This window comes from Aeromonas sp. s6 (assembly GCF_040907815.1).
Taxonomy (GTDB): domain Bacteria; phylum Pseudomonadota; class Gammaproteobacteria; order Enterobacterales; family Aeromonadaceae; genus Aeromonas; species Aeromonas caviae.
Map to the genome: position 1 here is coordinate 1 of NZ_JBFOCN010000066.1, position 17970 is coordinate 17970.

The window sequence follows — 17970 nt, forward strand, 5'->3', positions numbered from 1 at the left end:
TCATCCAGGCGCGCCAAAAACTGGCTGACCAAGCCGTTCGACAGGTGTTCCAGCAGACCGCCACACTCTGGCATCAGCAGTGTCAGCACCCCACCTGGGCCGGCTTGCAGCTGCTGGCCGTGGACGGGGTGGTCTGGCGCACGCCCGATACTCCGGACAATGCCGGCGCCTTTGCCAAGTCGAAAACCGTCCAGGGGGAGACGCAATATCCCCAGGTCCGCATGTTGTGTCAGATGGAGCTGACCAGTCATCTGCTGACCCAGACAGTGATGGACTCCTGTGCGGTAAACGAGATGGTGTTGGCAGAGCAACTGATTGAAAAAACACCCGATAATAGCCTGACCCTGTTCGATAAGGGCTTCTACTCACTGGGGTTACTCCATGCCTGGCAACGCCAGGGCGTAGCGCGTCACTGGCTTATTCCGCTGAAAAAGGGGGCTCAATACGAGGTCATCCGCAAGCTGGGGCGGCAGGATGTGCTGGTACGCCTCAGTGCCAGTCCGCAGGCCAAGAAGAAGTGGAGCGAGTTGCCGGAGCAGTTCGAAGCCCGGCTGCTGACCCGGACGGTAAACGGCAAGGAGCGGCAGGTGCTGACCTCGCTCACCGACCCGCTGCGCTTCCCGGCCAGCGAGTTGATGGAGCTATACCAGAATCGCTGGGAAATCGAGCTGGGCTATCGGGAGATGAAACATAGCCTGCAACAGCACCGGCTGACGCTGCGCAGCAAGAAACCCGATGGAGTAAGGCAGGAGCTATGGGGCTTGGTATTGGCCTATAACCTACTGAGATATCAGATGGTTAGGATGGCGGCGAGCTTAAAGGGCTATACGGCCAGCCAGTTGAGCTTTCACATGGCATCGGTGTATCTGCTGCATGAACTCAGTTGCCTGCCGTTTGTGTCACCGGGCATGGTTCCAGGGCGTGTCGCTGAGTTGGACAAACAGGCAGAGCAGTTCAAGTTACCCGCCCGCCGAGAACGAAGTTACCCAAGGTGCATCAAAGCCAAACCACAGAAGTATGCGACGAGAAAACCTAGTAAAAACAATGCCAGTCAGGCTTAACTGACTGGCATTAGCCCATTGGGCGGCTTTTTCAATTAGAGATAATAGGCTGACTTACCAGCCGGTCACTTCACGCAGGGCCTTGCCGATATCGGCCAGGGAGCGCACGGTTTTCACGCCGGCATCTTCCAGGGCGGCAAATTTCTCTGCTGCCGTGCCTTTGCCACCGGCGATGATGGCGCCCGCATGACCCATGCGCTTGCCAGCCGGGGCGGTGACGCCCGCGATGTAGGAGACCACCGGCTTGGTGACGTGGGCCTTGATGTAGGCCGCCGCGTCTTCCTCGGCGTTGCCGCCGATCTCGCCGATCATCACGATGGCTTCGGTCTGCGGGTCATTCTGGAACATCTCCAGGATGTCGATGAAGTTGGAACCCGGGATGGGGTCGCCACCGATACCGACGCAGGTGGACTGGCCGAAGCCCTCGTCCGTGGTCTGCTTGACCGCTTCGTAGGTCAGGGTGCCGGAGCGGGAGACGATGCCCACCTTGCCCGGCTTGTGGATGTGGCCCGGCATGATGCCAATCTTGCACTCACCCGGGGTGATGACACCCGGGCAGTTGGGGCCGATCATGCGCACGCCGGTTTCCTGCAGCTTCACCTTGACGTCCAGCATGTCCAGGGTCGGGATGCCTTCGGTGATGGTGACGATGAGCTTGATACCGGCATCGATGGCTTCCAGGATGGCGTCCTTGCAGAACGGGGCCGGTACATAGATGACGGAGGCGGTGGCGCCGGTGGCTTCCACGGCGTCACGGACAGTGTTGAACACCGGCAGGCCCAGGTGGGTGGTGCCACCCTTGCCCGGGGAGACGCCGCCGACCATCTGGGTACCGTAGGCAATGGCCTGTTCGGAGTGGAAGGTACCCTGACCGCCGGTAAAGCCCTGGCAGATCACCTTGGTGTCTTTGTTGATCAGAACGCTCATTATTTGGCCTCCGCTGCTTTTACCACTTGCTGAGCTGCGTCAGTCAGACTCGTTGCGGCGATGATATTGAGGCCGCTGTCGGCCAGTTTACGGGCACCCAGTTCGGCGTTGTTGCCTTCCAGACGCACCACCACGGGCACTTTCACCCCCACTTCCTTGACGGCGCCGATGATGCCTTCCGCGATCATGTCGCAGCGCACGATGCCGCCAAAGATGTTGACCAGCACGGCTTGTACCTTGCTGTCGGAGAGGATGATCTTGAAGGCCTCGGTCACGCGCTCCTTGGTGGCGCCGCCGCCGACGTCCAGGAAGTTGGCCGGGGAACCGCCGTGCAGGTTGACGATGTCCATGGTGCCCATGGCCAGGCCCGCGCCGTTGACCATGCAGCCGATGTTGCCATCGAGCGCCACATAGTTCAGCTCCCACTGGGCGGCGTGCGCTTCGCGGGGGTCATCCTGGGACGGGTCGTGCATCTCGCGCAGCTTGGGCTGACGGTACAGGGCGTTGGCGTCGATGTTGATCTTGCCGTCCAGGCAGTGCAGGTTGCCCTTGTCGGTGATGACCAGGGGGTTGATCTCCAGCAGGGCGAAGTCGCAGTCCAGGAACATCTGGCCCAGGCCCATGAAGATCTTGGTGAACTGCTTGATCTGATCGCCGACCAGACCCAGCTTGAAGGCCAGCTCGCGGGCCTGATAAGGCTGCGGGCCTACCAGGGGATCGATGGCAGCCTTGTGAATGAGTTCCGGGGTTTCGTGGGCGACTTTCTCAATCTCCACACCACCTTCGGTGGAAGCCATGAAGACCACGCGGCGAGAGCCACGGTCAACCACGGCGCCCAGGTACAGTTCCTTGGCGATGTCGGTGCAGGACTCCACCAGGATCTTGGTAACCGGCTGACCATTGGCGTCAGTCTGATAGGTCACCAGGTTCTTGCCGAGCCAGTTCTGGGCGAAGGCGCGGATCTCGTCCTTGCTCTTGGCCAGCTTGACGCCGCCCGCCTTGCCGCGGCCACCGGCGTGGACCTGGCACTTGACGACCCAGGTGTTGCCGCCAATCTTGTCGGCCGCTTCGGCCGCTTCCTGCGGGGTGGCACAGGCATAACCTTCGGAGACCGGCAGGCCATACTCGGCAAACAGCTGTTTTGCCTGATATTCATGCAGATTCATAGATGCTCTATCCGTGTTGTAGGTATTTCCGTCCGGGGCTCGTGTTTCTCAATCCCCTGTGAATGGGGGGGCCTGGGCGGCCCCTCGTTATCTTTCAGTCACGCTTGCTCAGACATCCAGCAGCAGACGGGTCGGGTCTTCCAGGAGCTCCTTGATGGAGACCAGGAAGCCCACGGACTCGCGGCCGTCGATGATGCGGTGATCGTAGGAGAGCGCCAGGTACATCATCGGCAGGATCTCGACCTTGCCGTCGACGGCCATGGGGCGGTCCTGGATCTTGTGCATACCCAGAATGGCGCTCTGGGGCGGGTTGATGATGGGGGTGGACATCAGGGAGCCGAACACGCCGCCGTTGGTGATGGTGAAGTTGCCGCCAGTCAGTTCATCCACGGTCAGCTTGCCGTCACGGCCCTTGCCGGCCAGATCCTTGATGGCCTTCTCGATGTCCGCCAGGCTCATGTTGTCGCAGTCGCGCAGCACCGGGGTCACCAGACCACGGGGGGTGGAGACGGCGATGCTGATGTCGAAGTAGTTGTGGTAGACGATGTCGTCACCGTCCAGCGCCGCGTTCACTTCCGGGTAGCGCTTGAGGGATTCGACCACGGCCTTCACATAGAAGGACATGAAGCCGAGCTTGATGCCGTGCTTCTTCTCGAAGATCTCGCCGTACTGCTTGCGCAGCTTCATGATGGGCGCCATGTTGATCTCGTTGAAAGTGGTCAGCATGGCGGTGGTGTTCTTGGCCTCCAGCAGACGCTCGGCGATGCGCTTGCGCAGACGGGTCATGGGCACACGCTTCTCGGTGCGACCGGCCAGCGGCGCGACCGGTGCGGCAGCCACGGGAGTGGCAGCAGTCGGCGCAGCCACGGGAGCCTTGCCCAGATTCTTGATGAAGGCTTCCACGTCTTCCTTGGTGACACGACCACCCTTGCCAGTGCCGGTCAGCTTGGCGACGTCGATGTCATGCTCGGCCACCATGCGGCGCACGGAAGGGCTCAGGCCATCGGCTGCGTCATCGGCCACGGCTTCCACCGGCTTTTCGCTGGTCGCTTCACCGGCAACGGGGGCCGGCTTGAGCATGGCGATCAGCTGGCGGGAGAGCACGGTGGCCCCTTCGCTCTGCAGGATGTCGCCCAGTACGCCGGCTTCCGGCGCGGGCACTTCCAGCACGACTTTATCGGTTTCGATGTCAACCAGCACTTCGTCACGGGCAACCAGATCACCCGGTTTCTTGTGCCAGGTCGCGATGGTGGCATCCGCCACTGATTCCGGCAGGTCCGGTACCTTGATCTCGATAGTCATGTAATCAGTTCCTTGTTACTTCTTGGCCAGCAGGCTTGTTCCAGGTCAGAGAGGATCCCGACACGGGCCCTCCTCATCCACAACTCGTTCATTCCAGGGTAAGGGCGTCTTCCACCAGGGCTTTTTGCTGCTTGGCGTGGACGGACATGTAACCGACGGCCGGTGAGGCCGAGGCCGGGCGACCGGCATAACGCAGACGGGCATGGCTTGGCAGCACGCTGTCGTAGTGATGACGGGTGCTGTACCAGGCGCCCTGGTTCTGCGGCTCTTCCTGACACCAGACGAAGTCGGTGACATGGCTGTAATCGGCCAGGATGGCGCGCACTTCCTCTTCCGGGAAGGGGTAGAGCTGCTCGATCCGTACCAGGGCCACGTCCTGCTGCTCGGCCTTGCGACGGGCATCGAGCAGGTCGTAGTAAACCTTGCCGGAGCAGAAGACCACGCGCTTGACGCCTTTGGGATCCAGCGCATCGATTTCGCCGATGGCGTTCTGGAAGGTGCCCTCTGCCAGCTCTTCGAGCTTGCTCACCGCCAGCGGGTGGCGCAGCAGGGATTTGGGCGTCATCACGATGAGCGGACGGCGCATGGGGCGCACCACCTGGCGACGCAGCATGTGGAACACCTGCGCCGGGGTGGAGGGCACGCACACCTGCATGTTGTGCTGGGCGCACATCTGCAGATAACGCTCCAGACGGGCAGAGGAGTGCTCCGGGCCCTGGCCCTCGTAACCGTGGGGCAGCAGCATGGTCAGGCCGCACATCCGGCCCCACTTCTGCTCGCCGGAGGAGAGGAACTGGTCCACCACCACCTGGGCGCAGTTGGCGAAGTCACCGAACTGGGCTTCCCAGATGGTGAGACCGGCCGGCTCCGCGCTGGCGTAGCCATATTCAAACGCCAGTACCGCGTTCTCGGTCAGCACGGAGTCGTACACCTCGAACGGGCCCTGCTCGTCGTGCAGGTTGCACAGCGGGGTGTAGGTGCTGGCATCGGTCTGGCTGTGCAGCACGGCGTGGCGATGGAAGAAGGTACCGCGGCCGGAGTCTTCCCCGGTAAAGCGAATGCGGGATCCCTTGTCCACCAGGGTGGCGTAGGCCAGGGTCTCGGCAAAGCCCCAGTCCACCAGTTTCTCACCGGCGGCCATCAGGCGACGGTCTTCGTAGATCTTCTCGACCTGGCGTTGCAGCACATGGGTGGCCGGATACTGGCTGATGCGCTCGCCGAGGGCCTTCAGGTGATCCATCGGCACAGTGCTGTCATAGGCCATGGCCCAGTCGTGACCCAGATAAGGGGTCCAGTCCACGGAATGCAGCTCCATGGGGCGCCATTCCTTGCTCACCCGCTCGCCCCGATCCAGGGTATCGCGATAGTCGTTGACCAGGGTGGTAGCCAGCTCCGGTGCGATGGCTCCTTCGGCGATCAGCTGATCGGCGTAGATCTTGCGCGGGGTCGGGTGCTGCTTGATCTTCTGATACATCAGGGGCTGGGTCGCGCTCGGCTCGTCAGCCTCATTGTGACCGTGACGACGGTAGCAGACCAGCTCGATCACCACGTCGCGCTTGAAGGTGTTGCGGTAATCCAGGGCAATCTGGGTCACCAGTACCACGGCTTCCGGGTCATCCCCGTTGACGTGCAGCACAGGTGCCTGCACCGCCTTGGCGATGTCGGTGCAATATTCGGTGGAGCGCAGGTCACGGATATAGGAGGTGGTGAAGCCCACCTGGTTGTTGATGACGATGCGCACCGTCCCGCCCACGCCATAGGCACGGGTCTGGGACATGTTGAAGGTCTCGGCAACGACCCCCTGCCCCGCGATGGCGGAGTCACCGTGGATGGTGATGGGCAGGACGCTGGAGCCGTCCTTGTCACCGCGACGGTCCATACGGGCACGCACGGAGCCGATGACCACGGGGTTGACGATCTCGAGGTGCGACGGGTTGAAGGCGAGCGCCAGGTGGACGTTGCCGCCCGGGGTGGCGAAGTCGGAGGAGAAGCCCATGTGGTACTTCACATCCCCTGTGCCCCAGGATTCGCCGTGCTTGCCGGCGAACTCGTCGAACAGGTCCTGAGCGCGCTTGCCCAGTACGTTGATGAGCACGTTGAGGCGACCGCGGTGGGCCATACCGATGACGGCTTCCTTGCAACCCTGCTCACCGGCGCGGCGAATAAGCTCTTTGAGCATGGGCACCATGGCATCGCCCCCTTCCAGGGAGAAACGCTTGGCCCCCGGGAACTTGGCACCCAGGTATTTTTCCAGCCCTTCGGCGGCGGTCAGGCTCTCGAGGAAGCGGGTCTTCTCTTCGAGGGTATAGTTGCCCTTCCCTTCGATGGATTCCAGCCTGTCTTGCAGCCAGCGCTTCTCCTCGGTGGAGGTGAGGTGCATGTAGTCGGCGCCGATGCTGCCGCAATAGGTTTTCTTCAGCGAGGCATACAGATCGGAGAGCACCATGGTCTCGCGACCGATGGCGTAGGAGCCCACATTGAAGGTGGCCTCCATGTCTGCACCTTGCAGGTTGTGGAAGGCCGGATCCAGCTCGGCGACCGGCTCGCGCTGCCACAGACCCAGGGGGTCCAGGTTGGCGTTCTGGTGACCGCGGAAGCGGAAGGCGTTGATCAGTTGCAGTACGCGAACCTGTTTGGCATCCACCTGGGGATCGGAGACGGGAGCGCTGTAACGGGAGGAGTCCTTGGCCAGGCGGCGGAAATAGTCGCGAACCTGGGAGTGGGGTTGTTCTACTGCATGTCCGTTGACCTGGGGCAGCGACTGGAACAGGCTGCGCCATTCGTCGGCAACGGAGTCGGGGTTTTCCAGGAAGGATTCGTACAAATCCTCAATGTAGCTTGCATTCGCACCAGCCAGGTGAGATGACTCCAACCAGGCCTTCATCACGCCGTTATGCATTTCTATCCCTTGTACATCTTGTTCGCTGCACTGCAGCTTGTAGGGTCATAGCCATCCCGGGGCGGGATGGCTATCCAGAGGTCGGGCCCGGCGCAAGGCGCCCTGGCCCCGATACTACACGGCTCGGTTGAGCAACATCGACTTGATCTGACCGATGGCCTTGGTCGGGTTCAAGCCCTTGGGACAGACGTTCACGCAGTTCATGATGCCGTGGCAGCGGAACACGCTGAAGGCGTCATCCAGGTTGCCCAGTCGCTCACTGGCCGCAGTGTCGCGGCTGTCCGCCAGCCAGCGATAGGCGGCGAGCAGGCCGGCCGGACCGATGAACTTGTCCGGGTTCCACCAGAAGGAGGGGCAAGAGGTGGAGCAGCAGGCACAGAGTATGCACTCGTACAGGCCATCCAGCTTGGCGCGCTCTTCGGGGGATTGCAGGTGCTCACGCACGGGCGGCAGTTTTTCGTCGTTGATGAGGAAGGGTTTGACCTTCTCCCACTGGGTGTAGAACTGGGTCATGTCGATCACCAGATCCCGGATCACCGGCAGACCGGGCAAGGGTCGAATGACGACCTTGCTGCCCTTCTTCAAGAGATCGGAGAGCGGCGTGATGCAGGCCAGACCGTTCTTGCCATTCATGTTGAGACCGTCAGATCCACAGACCCCTTCGCGGCAGGAGCGGCGGAAGGCGAGCGTGGGATCCAGCTCCTTGAGCTGGATCAGTGCGTCGAGTACCATCATGTCGGAACCTTCAGGAATATCAAGACGATAATCCTTCATATACGGGACGTTATCAACGTCCGGATTGTATCTGTAGACAGAGAATGTGACGTTCATTGTGCTTGGCTCCGCAATCAGTAAGTCCGGACCTTGGGCGGGAACGCCTCACGGGTCTTGGGTGACATGTTGACAGCGCGACGGGTCATGGACTCGGTGTCCGGATGATAGAGGCTGTGGCACAGCCAGCTCTCATCGTCACGCTCCGGGAAGTCGAAGCGGCTGTGGGCGCCACGACTCTCGGTACGGAAGTTCGCCGCCACCGCGGTGGCATAGGCGGTCTCCATCAGGTTGTCCAGCTCCAGGCACTCGATGCGCTGGGTATTGAACTCCTTGGAGGTGTCGTCCAGACGGGCGTTCTTGAGACGCTCGCGGATGAGTTTCAGCTCGGCCAGCCCTTCTGCCATGGCATCCCCTTCCCGGAACACGGAGAAGTTGTTCTGCATGCAGCGCTGCAGGTCCTTGCGGATCTGTGCCGGGTCTTCCCCGTCACGGTTGTTTTCCCAGCGGTTGAAGCGCTCCAGCGCCTTGGCGATGTCGGCGTCGGTGGCTTCCACACCGTGCTCCATCGAACCAAGGGTCTCCACCAGGTGCATGCCGGCAGCACGACCGAACACCACCAGATCCAGCAGGGAGTTGCCGCCCAGACGGTTGGCACCGTGCACGGAGACGCAGGCGATCTCGCCCACCGCGAACAGACCGACCACCGGCACGTCGTTGCCATCCTTGTCCTGGGTCAGGCACTGGCCGTTCACGCTGGTCGGCACGCCGCCCATCATGTAGTGGCAGGTCGGGATGATGGGGATGGGCTCTTTGACCGGATCCACGTGGGCGAAGGTGCGAGAGAGCTCGCAGATGCCCGGCAGGCGGGATTCCAGCACCTCTTTGCCCAGATGATCCAGCTTGAGCTTGATGTGCGGGCCCCAGGGACCGTCACAGCCACGGCCTTCGCGGATCTCGATCATGATGGAACGGGCCACCACGTCGCGACCGGCCAGATCCTTGGCGTTTGGTGCATAACGCTCCATGAAGCGCTCGCCGTCCTTGTTCAGCAGGTAGCCGCCTTCACCACGGCAACCTTCGGTGACCAGTACCCCTGCCCCGGCGATACCGGTGGGGTGGAACTGCCAGAACTCCATGTCCTGCACGCCGACCCCGGCACGCAGCGCCATGCCGACGCCGTCACCGGTGTTGATGTGGGCGTTGGTGGTGGACTGGTAGATGCGACCGGCGCCGCCGGTGGCGAGCACGGTGGCCTTGGCCTTGAAGTAGACGACCTCGCCGCTCTCCATGTCGATGGCGGTACAGCCGACGATATGGCCATCCTGGTTCTTCACCAGATCCAGGGCATACCACTCGGAGAAGACGGTGGTCTTGTTCTTGACGTTTTGTTGATACAGGGTGTGCAGCAGGGCGTGACCGGTACGGTCGGCTGCCGCCGCGGTGCGGGCAGCCTGCTCGCCGCCGAAGTTTTTGGACTGACCGCCGAACGGACGCTGGTAGACGGTACCGTTGTCAAAGCGGGAGAAAGGCAAGCCCATGTTCTCCAGCTCATAGATGGCCTCGGGGCCGGTCTTGCACATGTACTCGATGGCTTCCTGATCACCGATATAATCGGAGCCCTTGACGGTGTCATACATGTGCCACTGCCAGTTGTCGTCGTGGGCATTGCCCAGGGCGACCGTGATCCCGCCCTGGGCGGAGACCGTGTGGGAACGGGTCGGGAAAACCTTGGATAACAGGGCGCAGCTCTTGCCGGACTGGGCAATCTGCAGCGCGGCGCGCATACCGGCGCCACCGGCACCGATCACGACCGCATCAAATTCACGAGTTGGAATAGTCACCTTACACACCCCACAGCACGACGAAACCAGTCATCACATAGACAAACAGCACCACCACCAGCACAAACTGCAGCGCACCGCGCAGTCCGACCGGCTTGATATAGTCGGTCAGCACCTGCCACAGACCGATCCAGGCGTGGATCAAGACGCATACGAGCGTCAGCAGGGTGAAGACCTTGGTGAAGGTGTTGGAGAAGAAGCCGGTCCACACCTCGTAGGTGATGTCGTTGAACGCGACAAAGCCAACCAGATAGAGGACGTAGCACGTCATGATGAGGGCGGTGGCGCGGATCAGGATGTAATCATGAACACCGCTGCGCCCGAAAGTTGCAGAATTGGTTACCATACCAGCACCCCCGCCAATACCGCCAAAACCGCGGTGATCACGAAGGCCACACGGGCACTCTGATTACCGGATTCCAGCTCTTCCCAATAGCCCATGTCCATGACCAGGTGCCGCAGACCGCCCACGATGTGGTAAGCCAGCGCGGTCAGGATCCCCCACAGCACGAACTTGACCAGGAAGTTGTCCATGATGGCAACGACCGATTCAAATCCTTCGGGAGAGGCGAGTGAAGTACCAAGCATCCACAGCAAGATGGCCAATGCCACAAAGGTGATGACCCCTGAGACACGATGCAAGATGGAAGCGATGGCGGTGACAGGAAAGCTGATCGTCTGTAGGTCGAGGTTTACAGGTCTCTGTTTGTTTTTCACGGCTTTGCCCACTCAGCTCCATTGAGCACGTTAGTTATTGTTTTCACACGCTTTGAGGGCGAGGAGTGGCATTTGTTAGGTTTTTGTTACCAAAACAACTCAGGAAAGCCAAAAATAACATTTTCGATATCACATCTGGCTTTGCGAAAGCGTTTCAAACACCGACGACCATCACCCACGTGGCGCAGTATATCGGCGGCCTTAACCAATGACAATCAAATAGCTACACAGAAAATCCAAAACCGTAAACCAGATCTCACAACAGCTTTAACAAGTCATTAATGATCATCCAGCAAAATTGACAAAGACATGGTTCTCTGGTTCAAATAAGGCGCTCCAGCCGCCGTGGTACGGGTAAGAACCTTTGCCAGCGTCATAACAGTCGTAATAAAGTAGGGCTGGAACCAAATTATAAAAGAGCAAAGGAGACGTGCTATGGCTGATAAGATAGCCACCCTACATCTGCCCGGAAAAGAGCCGGTTGAATTGCCGATCCTCTCCGGTACCGTTGGACCCGATGTGATCGATGTCAGAAAGCTGGGCACGCAAGGATATTTCACCTTCGACCCCGGTTTCATGGCCACCGGTTCTTGCAAATCATCTATCACCTACATCGATGGCGACCAGGGTGTCTTGCTGCACCGCGGTTACCCCATCGCCCAGTTGGCCACCCAGGCCAGCTACCTCGAAGTCTGCTACATCCTGCTGTACGGCGAGGCCCCCACCAAGACCCAATATGCGGAATTTGAACGTCTGGTCACCCGCCACACCATGGTGCACGAGCAGATCGCCTTCTTCTTCCGCGGCTTCCGCCGCGACGCCCACCCCATGGCCGTCATGTGCGGCGTGGTCAGCGCGCTGTCCGCTTTCTATCACGACGCCCTCGACATCAACAACGAGGAGCATCGCGAGATCTGTGCCTTCCGTCTGCTCTCCAAGATGCCGACCCTGGCCGCCATGTGTTACAAGTACTCCATCGGTCAGCCCTTCATGCAGCCGCGCAACGCCCTCTCCTATGCAGGCAACTTCCTGCACATGATGTTTGGCGTGCCGACCGAAGAGTACAAGGTCAACCCCATCGTCGAGCGCGCCATGGACCGCATTTTCACCCTGCATGCGGACCATGAGCAAAACGCCTCCACCTCCACCGTGCGTCTGGCCGGTTCTTCCGGTGCCAACCCGTTTGCCTGTATCGCCGCGGGGATCGCCTCCCTGTGGGGCCCGGCCCACGGTGGTGCCAACGAAGCCTGCCTCAAGATGCTCGAAGAGATTGGCTCCGTGGATCGCATCCCCGAGTACATCGGCCGCGCCAAGGACAAGAACGATCCGTTCCGTCTGATGGGCTTCGGTCACCGGGTCTACAAGAACCACGATCCCCGTGCCACCGTGATGCGTGAAACCTGCCACGAGGTGCTTACCGAGCTGCAGATCAAGGATCCGCTGCTGGACGTGGCCATGGAGCTGGAACGCATCGCGCTGTCCGACCCCTACTTCATCGAGAAGAAGCTCTACCCGAACGTGGACTTCTACTCCGGCATCATCATGAAGGCCATCGGCATCCCCATGTCCATGTTCACCGTGATCTTCGCCATCTCCCGTACCATCGGCTGGATTGCCCACTGGAACGAGATGCATTCGGACCCGGATCAGAAGATCGGCCGTCCCCGTCAGCTCTACACCGGTCAGCCCCTGCGCGAATTCGTGCCCCTCGACCAGCGCTGAGCCCGATCTGTCATGGTTTGTTACAAAGGCGGTCATTGACCGCCTTTTCTTTTGCAGGTTTAATCGCGCCCTTTTACGCCAAGGACACTCATCATGAAATCTCCCCTGCTCCTCAGCTCCGCCCTCCTGCTCAGCGCCTGCCAGAGCGCCCCGACCACCGAAACCCTCTATATCCAGGACAAACTGGCAGACTGCGTCGGCGTCGCCCCCATGAAGTGCATGCAGGTACGTAGTCAGCCAGGCGAGAGCTGGAGCCTCTTCTATCAGCAGATCGAAGGCTTCACCTTCGAGCCGGGCTACCGCTACCAGCTGGAAGTGACCAAGGAGCAACTTGCCGATGTGCCGGCCGATGCCCCTTCCTTGCGCTACCAGCTGGTCAAGGTCGTGAGCAAGGAACCGGTTCGCTGACGAGTCGCTGACAGGTGACCCGGTTTCGTTTGTGTGCTCTCTGGGGTATGCTGTCACCCCTTTTTGCCACGGTTTGAGTACGGACCCGACCCGCATCATGATCACGATCCGCACCATCCGCACGCCAGACTGGCCCGCCATCATGGCCATCCAGCACGAGTGTTATCACCAGTTCGAACCAGAGCCCCTCGAGGTGATGCAGAACAAAACCGAGCTGGCCCCCGCCTCCTGCTGGGTGGCCGAGCGTCAGGGCAAGGTGCTGGGTTACCTGCTCTGCCACCCCTGGCGTGCCCACCAGCCCCCGCCCCTCTCGGTGCCGATGAAGGCGCTGGCCGGTCACGACGAGTTCTATCTGCACGATCTCGCTGTCTCGAGCAAGGCACGCGGCCTGGGTGTCGGACAGCGGCTGCTGGCAAGGGCGCTCGCTTTCGCGAGCCATGCTGGATATCGCCATGCAGGCCTGGTGGCGGTTCAGGATGCCCCCGCCTTCTGGCGCAAGCAGGGGTTTGTGCCCGCCGACACCGGCAAATCGCTGGTGGAGTATGGTGACGGGGCTGTCTATATGCGGTTGCCCCTGGCAGACAGCGGTCCCAAACCGGGAACCATCAGCAGAATTCAATAAAAAGAGTTCAATAAAAAAGGCGCCTTTCGGCGCCTTTTTCTATTTCGCGTTGTGCTCCCCACGGGGAGATCAAGCCTTGAACTTGCTGAACACCAGAGAGGCGTTGGTACCGCCAAAGCCGAAGCTGTTGGACATGACGGTATTGAGGTCGGCCGCTTCGTATTCACGCACGATGGGCAGGCCCACGGCTTTCTCGTCCAGATTCTCGATGTTGATGCTGGGGGCGATGAAGCCGTGTTCCATCATCAGCAGGGAGTAGACGGCCTCGTGCACGCCGGCGGCGCCCAGAGCATGGCCGGTCATCGCCTTGGTGGCGGAGAGCTTGGGTGCATTGCTGCCAAACAGGGTCTGAATGGCTTCCAGCTCCTTGGTGTCACCAACCGGAGTAGAGGTACCGTGAGTGTTGATGTAGTCCACCTTGCCGACACCCTGCATCGCCATCTTCATGCAACGCACGGCGCCTTCACCACTCGGGGCCACCATGTCGTAGCCGTCGGAGGTCGCACCGTAACCGGTGATTTCGGCGTAGATGTGGGCACCACGGGCCAGGGCGTGTTCCAGCTCCTCGACCACCAGGATGCCGCCGCCACCGGAGATGACGAAGCCGTCGCGGTCCGCATCATAGGTGCGGGACGCTTTTTCCGGGTTGTCGTTGTACTTGGTGGAGAGCGCGCCCATGGCGTCGAACTGGATGGTGGAAGACCAGTCCAGCTCCTCGCCGCCACCGGCGAAGATGATGTCCTGCTTGCCAAGCTGGATCAGTTCCAGGGCGTGACCGATGCAGTGGGCAGAGGTCGCACAGGCGGAGCTGATGGTGTAGTTGACACCCTTGATCTTGAACGGGGTGGCAAGACAGGCGGAGGTGGTGGAGGACATGGTACGCGGCACCATGTAGGGACCCACCCGCTTGACGCCCTTTTCACGGGCGATATCGGCAGATTCGGAGGTGTTCTTGCCGGAGGCGCCGCCGGAACCGGTCACGATGCCGGTACGCTCGTTGGAGACCATCTCTTCCGGCAGGCCGGCATCTTCGATGGCCTGCTGCATGGAGAGGTAGGCGTAGGCCGCGGCGTCACCCATGAAACGCATGACTTTACGGTCGATCAGTTCAGACGGATCGAGTTTGATGTTACCCCAGACACGGCTGCGCAGGTTGTACTGCTCGAACTGCTCGGAATAGGTGATGCCGGATTTGCCTGCTTTCAGGGAGGCCAGCACCTCTTCCTTGTTGTTGCCGATACTGGAGATGACGCCGATACCGGTGATCACTGCTCTTCTCATTAATTCATCTCGTCTGGAAAAACTGGCACCGAGTCTACCCGCTTTCGGCTGCCAAACTGGTCTGCTTTCACGTAGAATGCCCGCGATTTTGTGACGCGAGCCGAGGAAAACGTGAGTCAAACATCCTTACATCATGCCCGATTGGACTGGAACGAAGCGGGAACTCCAGTCTCCAGTGAGTTCGGGGATGTGTACTTTTCCAATGATAACGGTCTAAGTGAAACCCGCTACGTCTTTTTGCAGCAAAATCGACTGCCAGAGCGATTTTCGCACCACGATAGTGACAGTTTCGTGATTGGTGAAACAGGTTTCGGTACAGGACTTAACTTTCTGGCCACAATGGCCGCCTTTCTGGAACAGGCCCCCCTGTCCGGCAACGGATCCCGGCTGCACTTCATCAGCGTCGAGAAATACCCTCTTACCCAGGCCGATCTGCGCAAGGCCCTGGCCGCCTGGCCCGAGCTTGCCCCCTTGAGCCAGCCTCTCATCGACCAGTGGCCGTTGCCGGTCTCCGGCTGCCATCGCCTGCTCTTTGCCGATGGCCGCATCCGCCTCGACCTCTGGTTTGGCGACATCAAGGAGATGCTGCCCCAGGTGCCCCATCCGGCAACCGGTCTGGTGGACGCCTGGTATCTGGACGGTTTCTCCCCTGCCAAGAACCCAGAGATGTGGACCCAGGATCTCTTCGACGATCTCGCTCGCCTCGCCCGCCCCGATGCCACCCTCTCGACCTTTACCTGCGCCGGTTTCGTGCGACGGGGGCTGATTGCCGCCGGCTTTGCCATGAAGAAGGTGAAGGGCCACGGCAGCAAGCGGGAGATGCTGGCGGGTGTTCGGGAAGGCAAAGTGCCGCAGCAGAGCATCGCCCCCTGGTATGCCCGCCCCGCAGGGCGGGAGGGAGAGGTGCTCATCATCGGTGGCGGCATCGCTTCCGCCATGACGGCGCTCTCTCTGGTGGAGCGGGGTCGGCACGTCACCTTGCTGTGCGAAGATGGCGAACCGGCCAGCGGCGCTTCCGGCAATCGACAAGGAGCCCTCTACCCCCTGCTCAACGGCGAGCACGATGCCCTGTCGCGCTTCTATTCGCTGGCCTTTGGCTTTGCCAGAAACCGGCTGCTGGCCCTGGCAAAGCACCACCCCGTCGCCTTCTCTCTGTGTGGCGTCACCCAACTCGGCTACGACGACAAATCCGCCGCCAAGCTTGCCAAGATGAGTCAGGGCCCCTTCCCCCCCGAGCTGATGCACCCACTCTCGGCAGCGGAGGTTGAGCAGGTGGTCGGCCTGCCCTGCGATGCGGATGGCGTGAGCTATCCCCTGGGGGGCTGGCTCTGTCCGGCGGATCTCACCCGCGCGGCCATCAGGGAGGCGCAGGCCAGCGGGCGGCTGGAAGTGGTGTTCAATGCCGCTGTGACCCGCATTGCCGAAGAGGTCGATGGCTGGCGGGTGGAGAGCCAGGATGGCCGCCAGTGGCACGCCCCCAATCTGGTGGCAGCAGCCGGGCATCAGTTGCCAGCCCTTCTCCCCTTTGCCGAGCTTCCCCTCTATCCGGTGCGCGGCCAGGTGAGCCATGTGCCGACCACGGCTGGCTTGAGCCAGCTCAAGACCGTGCTCTGCTACGATGGCTACCTCACCCCGGCCCACAACGGCGCGCACTGCATCGGGGCCAGCTATGGCCGCAACCAGACCGACCTTGCCTACCGCACCGACGAGCAGGAGCAGAACAGGGCGCGGCTGCAAGCCTGTGTACCCCAGCAGCGCTGGCCTGCCGAGGTGGATGTGAGCGGTGCTCAGGCCCGCGTCGGGGTGCGCTGCGCCAGCCGGGATCACCTGCCGGTCGCCGGGCCCGTCGCCCGGTTGGCGGCGCTGGCGGATCATGACGTCAACGCCCCCGCGGATCAGCAGAGCGCACTGCCCCTGCACGCCGGCCTCTACGTGCTGGGGGCGCTCGGCTCCCGGGGGCTCTGCTCGGCGCCCCTGTGCGGCGAGCTGGTCGCCAGCGAGATCTGCGGCGAGCCCCTGCCGCTGGCCGCCGATCTGCTGGAGGCGCTCCATCCCGCCCGCTACTGGGTGCGAAGGCTGCGCAGGGGCAAGCCACTGCGCGACTAGCCACCCAGGAGCCGGGGCTGCCCGCCTCCACGCCATTGGACACACCAACAAAAAACGGGCTCAATCAGCCTAATGCCAGTCAGTTAAGCCTGACTGGCATTGTTTTTACTAGGTTTTCTCGTCGCATACTTCTGTGGTTTGGCTTTGATGCACCTTGGGTAACTTCGTTCTCGGCGGGCGGGTAACTTGAACTGCTCTGCCTGTTTGTCCAACTCAGCGACACGCCCTGGAACCATGCCCGGTGACACAAACGGCAGGCAACTGAGTTCATGCAGCAGATACACCGATGCCATGTGAAAGCTCAACTGGCTGGCCGTATAGCCCTTTAAGCTCGCCGCCATCCTAACCATCTGATATCTCAGTAGGTTATAGGCCAATACCAAGCCCCATAGCTCCTGCCTTACTCCATCGGGTTTCTTGCTGCGCAGCGTCAGCCGGTGCTGTTGCAGGCTATGTTTCATCTCCCGATAGCCCAGCTCGATTTCCCAGCGATTCTGGTATAGCTCCATCAACTCGCTGGCCGGGAAGCGCAGCGGGTCGGTGAGCGAGGTCAGCACCTGCCGCTCCTTGCCGTTTACCGTCCGGGTCAGCAGCCGGGCTTCGAACTGCTCCGGCAACTCGCTCCACTTCTTCTTGGCCTGCGGACTGGCACTGAGGCGTACCAGCACATCCTGCCGCCCCAGCTTGCGGATGACCTCGTATTGAGCCCCCTTTTTCAGCGGAATAAGCCAGTGACGCGCTACGCCCTGGCGTTGCCAGGCATGGAGTAACCCCAGTGAGTAGAAGCCCTTATCGAACAGGGTCAGGCTATTATCGGGTGTTTTTTCAATCAGTTGCTCTGCCAACACCATCTCGTTTACCGCACAGGAGTCCATCACTGTCTGGGTCAGCAGATGACTGGTCAGCTCCATCTGACACAACATGCGGACCTGGGGATATTGCGTCTCCCCCTGGACGGTTTTCGACTTGGCAAAGGCGCCGGCATTGTCCGGAGTATCGGGCGTGCGCCAGACCACCCCGTCCACGGCCAGCAGCTGCAAGCCGGCCCAGGTGGGGTGCTGACACTGCTGATGCCAGAGTGTGGCGGTCTGCTGGAACACCTGTCGAACGGCTTGGTCAGCCAGTTTTTGGCGCGCCTGGATGA

The 17970-nt window shown here is 61.0% G+C and carries 15 protein-coding genes; 5 read left to right on the forward strand and 10 right to left on the reverse strand.

Annotated features, from left to right (window positions below; translation table 11 throughout):
* On the forward strand, nt 1-1061 hold a 1061-nt coding region (locus AB5Y50_RS10860), incomplete at its 5' end, for an IS4 family transposase (protein ID WP_368162444.1).
* Between the two features lie 54 nt (nt 1062-1115).
* On the opposite strand, the gene sucD is transcribed toward AB5Y50_RS10860, so the two are convergent.
* The 8 genes from sucD to sdhC form a co-directional block, all read right to left on the reverse strand.
* A complete protein-coding gene (sucD, locus tag AB5Y50_RS10865; RefSeq protein WP_005300222.1) occupies nt 1116-1988 on the reverse strand; it encodes a succinate--CoA ligase subunit alpha in 873 nt (290 codons plus the stop codon).
* On the reverse strand, nt 1988-3154 hold the full coding sequence (gene sucC / locus AB5Y50_RS10870) for an ADP-forming succinate--CoA ligase subunit beta (protein ID WP_005300220.1): 1167 nt from the start codon (nt 3152-3154) through the stop codon (nt 1988-1990). The genes sucD and sucC overlap by 1 nt, the downstream gene beginning before the upstream one ends.
* Before the next feature lie 108 nt (nt 3155-3262).
* On the reverse strand, nt 3263-4456 hold the full coding sequence (odhB, locus tag AB5Y50_RS10875) for a 2-oxoglutarate dehydrogenase complex dihydrolipoyllysine-residue succinyltransferase (protein WP_010674499.1): 1194 nt from the start codon (nt 4454-4456) through the stop codon (nt 3263-3265).
* 88 nt (nt 4457-4544) lie between these two features.
* Complete coding sequence (gene sucA / locus AB5Y50_RS10880) at nt 4545-7355, reverse strand: 2-oxoglutarate dehydrogenase E1 component (RefSeq protein WP_010674498.1); 2811 nt, start codon at nt 7353-7355, stop codon at nt 4545-4547.
* 114 nt (nt 7356-7469) lie between these two features.
* Nucleotides 7470-8186, reverse strand: a complete 717-nt coding sequence (locus AB5Y50_RS10885) for a succinate dehydrogenase iron-sulfur subunit (RefSeq protein ID WP_010674497.1) — start codon at nt 8184-8186, stop codon at nt 7470-7472.
* Between the two features lie 17 nt (nt 8187-8203).
* Entirely contained in the window at nt 8204-9970 is a 1767-nt protein-coding gene (gene sdhA / locus AB5Y50_RS10890; protein ID WP_029314421.1) for a succinate dehydrogenase flavoprotein subunit, read from the reverse strand.
* A 1-nt stretch (nt 9971) separates the two neighbouring features.
* Nucleotides 9972-10316 (reverse strand): succinate dehydrogenase, hydrophobic membrane anchor protein, encoded by a 345-nt coding sequence (sdhD, locus tag AB5Y50_RS10895; RefSeq protein ID WP_010674495.1) that lies wholly within the window; start codon nt 10314-10316, stop codon nt 9972-9974.
* The gene (gene sdhC / locus AB5Y50_RS10900) at nt 10310-10699 is read right to left on the reverse strand and encodes a succinate dehydrogenase cytochrome b556 subunit (RefSeq protein WP_029314418.1); all 390 of its coding nucleotides are present in this window, start codon (nt 10697-10699) and stop codon (nt 10310-10312) included. The genes sdhD and sdhC overlap by 7 nt, the downstream gene beginning before the upstream one ends.
* 423 nt (nt 10700-11122) lie before the next feature.
* Between sdhC and AB5Y50_RS10905 the strand changes: the two genes are divergently transcribed.
* The 3 genes from AB5Y50_RS10905 (at nt 11123) to AB5Y50_RS10915 (ending at nt 13439) form a co-directional block, all read left to right on the forward strand.
* Nucleotides 11123-12409: a citrate synthase gene (locus AB5Y50_RS10905; protein WP_010674492.1), complete on the forward strand. Its 1287-nt coding sequence runs from the start codon at nt 11123-11125 to the stop codon at nt 12407-12409.
* Nucleotides 12410-12502: 93 nt separating this feature from the next.
* Nucleotides 12503-12817: a DUF4377 domain-containing protein gene (locus tag AB5Y50_RS10910; RefSeq protein WP_010674491.1), complete on the forward strand. Its 315-nt coding sequence runs from the start codon at nt 12503-12505 to the stop codon at nt 12815-12817.
* Nucleotides 12818-12914: 97 nt separating this feature from the next.
* On the forward strand, nt 12915-13439 hold the full coding sequence (locus AB5Y50_RS10915) for a GNAT family N-acetyltransferase (protein ID WP_010674490.1): 525 nt from the start codon (nt 12915-12917) through the stop codon (nt 13437-13439).
* A 69-nt stretch (nt 13440-13508) separates the two neighbouring features.
* Here the strand turns inward: AB5Y50_RS10915 and fabB are convergent, their stop codons facing one another.
* Nucleotides 13509-14720 (reverse strand): beta-ketoacyl-ACP synthase I, encoded by a 1212-nt coding sequence (gene fabB / locus AB5Y50_RS10920; protein ID WP_029314417.1) that lies wholly within the window; start codon nt 14718-14720, stop codon nt 13509-13511.
* A gap of 90 nt (nt 14721-14810) precedes the next feature.
* Here fabB and mnmC point away from each other — a divergent pair, with 90 nt between their 5' ends.
* Nucleotides 14811-16826, forward strand: coding sequence for a bifunctional tRNA (5-methylaminomethyl-2-thiouridine)(34)-methyltransferase MnmD/FAD-dependent 5-carboxymethylaminomethyl-2-thiouridine(34) oxidoreductase MnmC (gene mnmC, locus AB5Y50_RS10925; protein WP_319882072.1), 2016 nt, complete (start codon nt 14811-14813; stop codon nt 16824-16826).
* Between the two features lie 83 nt (nt 16827-16909).
* Here the strand turns inward: mnmC and AB5Y50_RS10930 are convergent.
* Nucleotides 16910-17970: IS4 family transposase (locus AB5Y50_RS10930; RefSeq protein WP_368162444.1), on the reverse strand; the 1061-nt coding region annotated here is incomplete at its 5' end.

Bases quoted from the DNA above. Each gene is read 5' to 3' on its own strand.
- sucD (WP_005300222.1), bottom strand. From the start codon at position 1,988: ATGAGCGTTCTGATCAACAAAGACACCAAGGTGATCTGCCAGGGCTTT.
- sucC (WP_005300220.1), bottom strand. From the start codon at position 3,154: ATGAATCTGCATGAATATCAGGCAAAACAGCTGTTTGCCGAGTATGGC.
- odhB (WP_010674499.1), bottom strand. From the start codon at position 4,456: ATGACTATCGAGATCAAGGTACCGGACCTGCCGGAATCAGTGGCGGAT.
- sucA (WP_010674498.1), bottom strand. From the start codon at position 7,355: ATGCATAACGGCGTGATGAAGGCCTGGTTGGAGTCATCTCACCTGGCT.
- AB5Y50_RS10885 (WP_010674497.1), bottom strand. From the start codon at position 8,186: ATGAACGTCACATTCTCTGTCTACAGATACAATCCGGACGTTGATAAC.
- sdhD (WP_010674495.1), bottom strand. From the start codon at position 10,316: ATGGTAACCAATTCTGCAACTTTCGGGCGCAGCGGTGTTCATGATTAC.
- AB5Y50_RS10905 (WP_010674492.1), top strand. From the start codon at position 11,123: ATGGCTGATAAGATAGCCACCCTACATCTGCCCGGAAAAGAGCCGGTT.
- AB5Y50_RS10910 (WP_010674491.1), top strand. From the start codon at position 12,503: ATGAAATCTCCCCTGCTCCTCAGCTCCGCCCTCCTGCTCAGCGCCTGC.
- AB5Y50_RS10915 (WP_010674490.1), top strand. From the start codon at position 12,915: ATGATCACGATCCGCACCATCCGCACGCCAGACTGGCCCGCCATCATG.
- fabB (WP_029314417.1), bottom strand. From the start codon at position 14,720: ATGAGAAGAGCAGTGATCACCGGTATCGGCGTCATCTCCAGTATCGGC.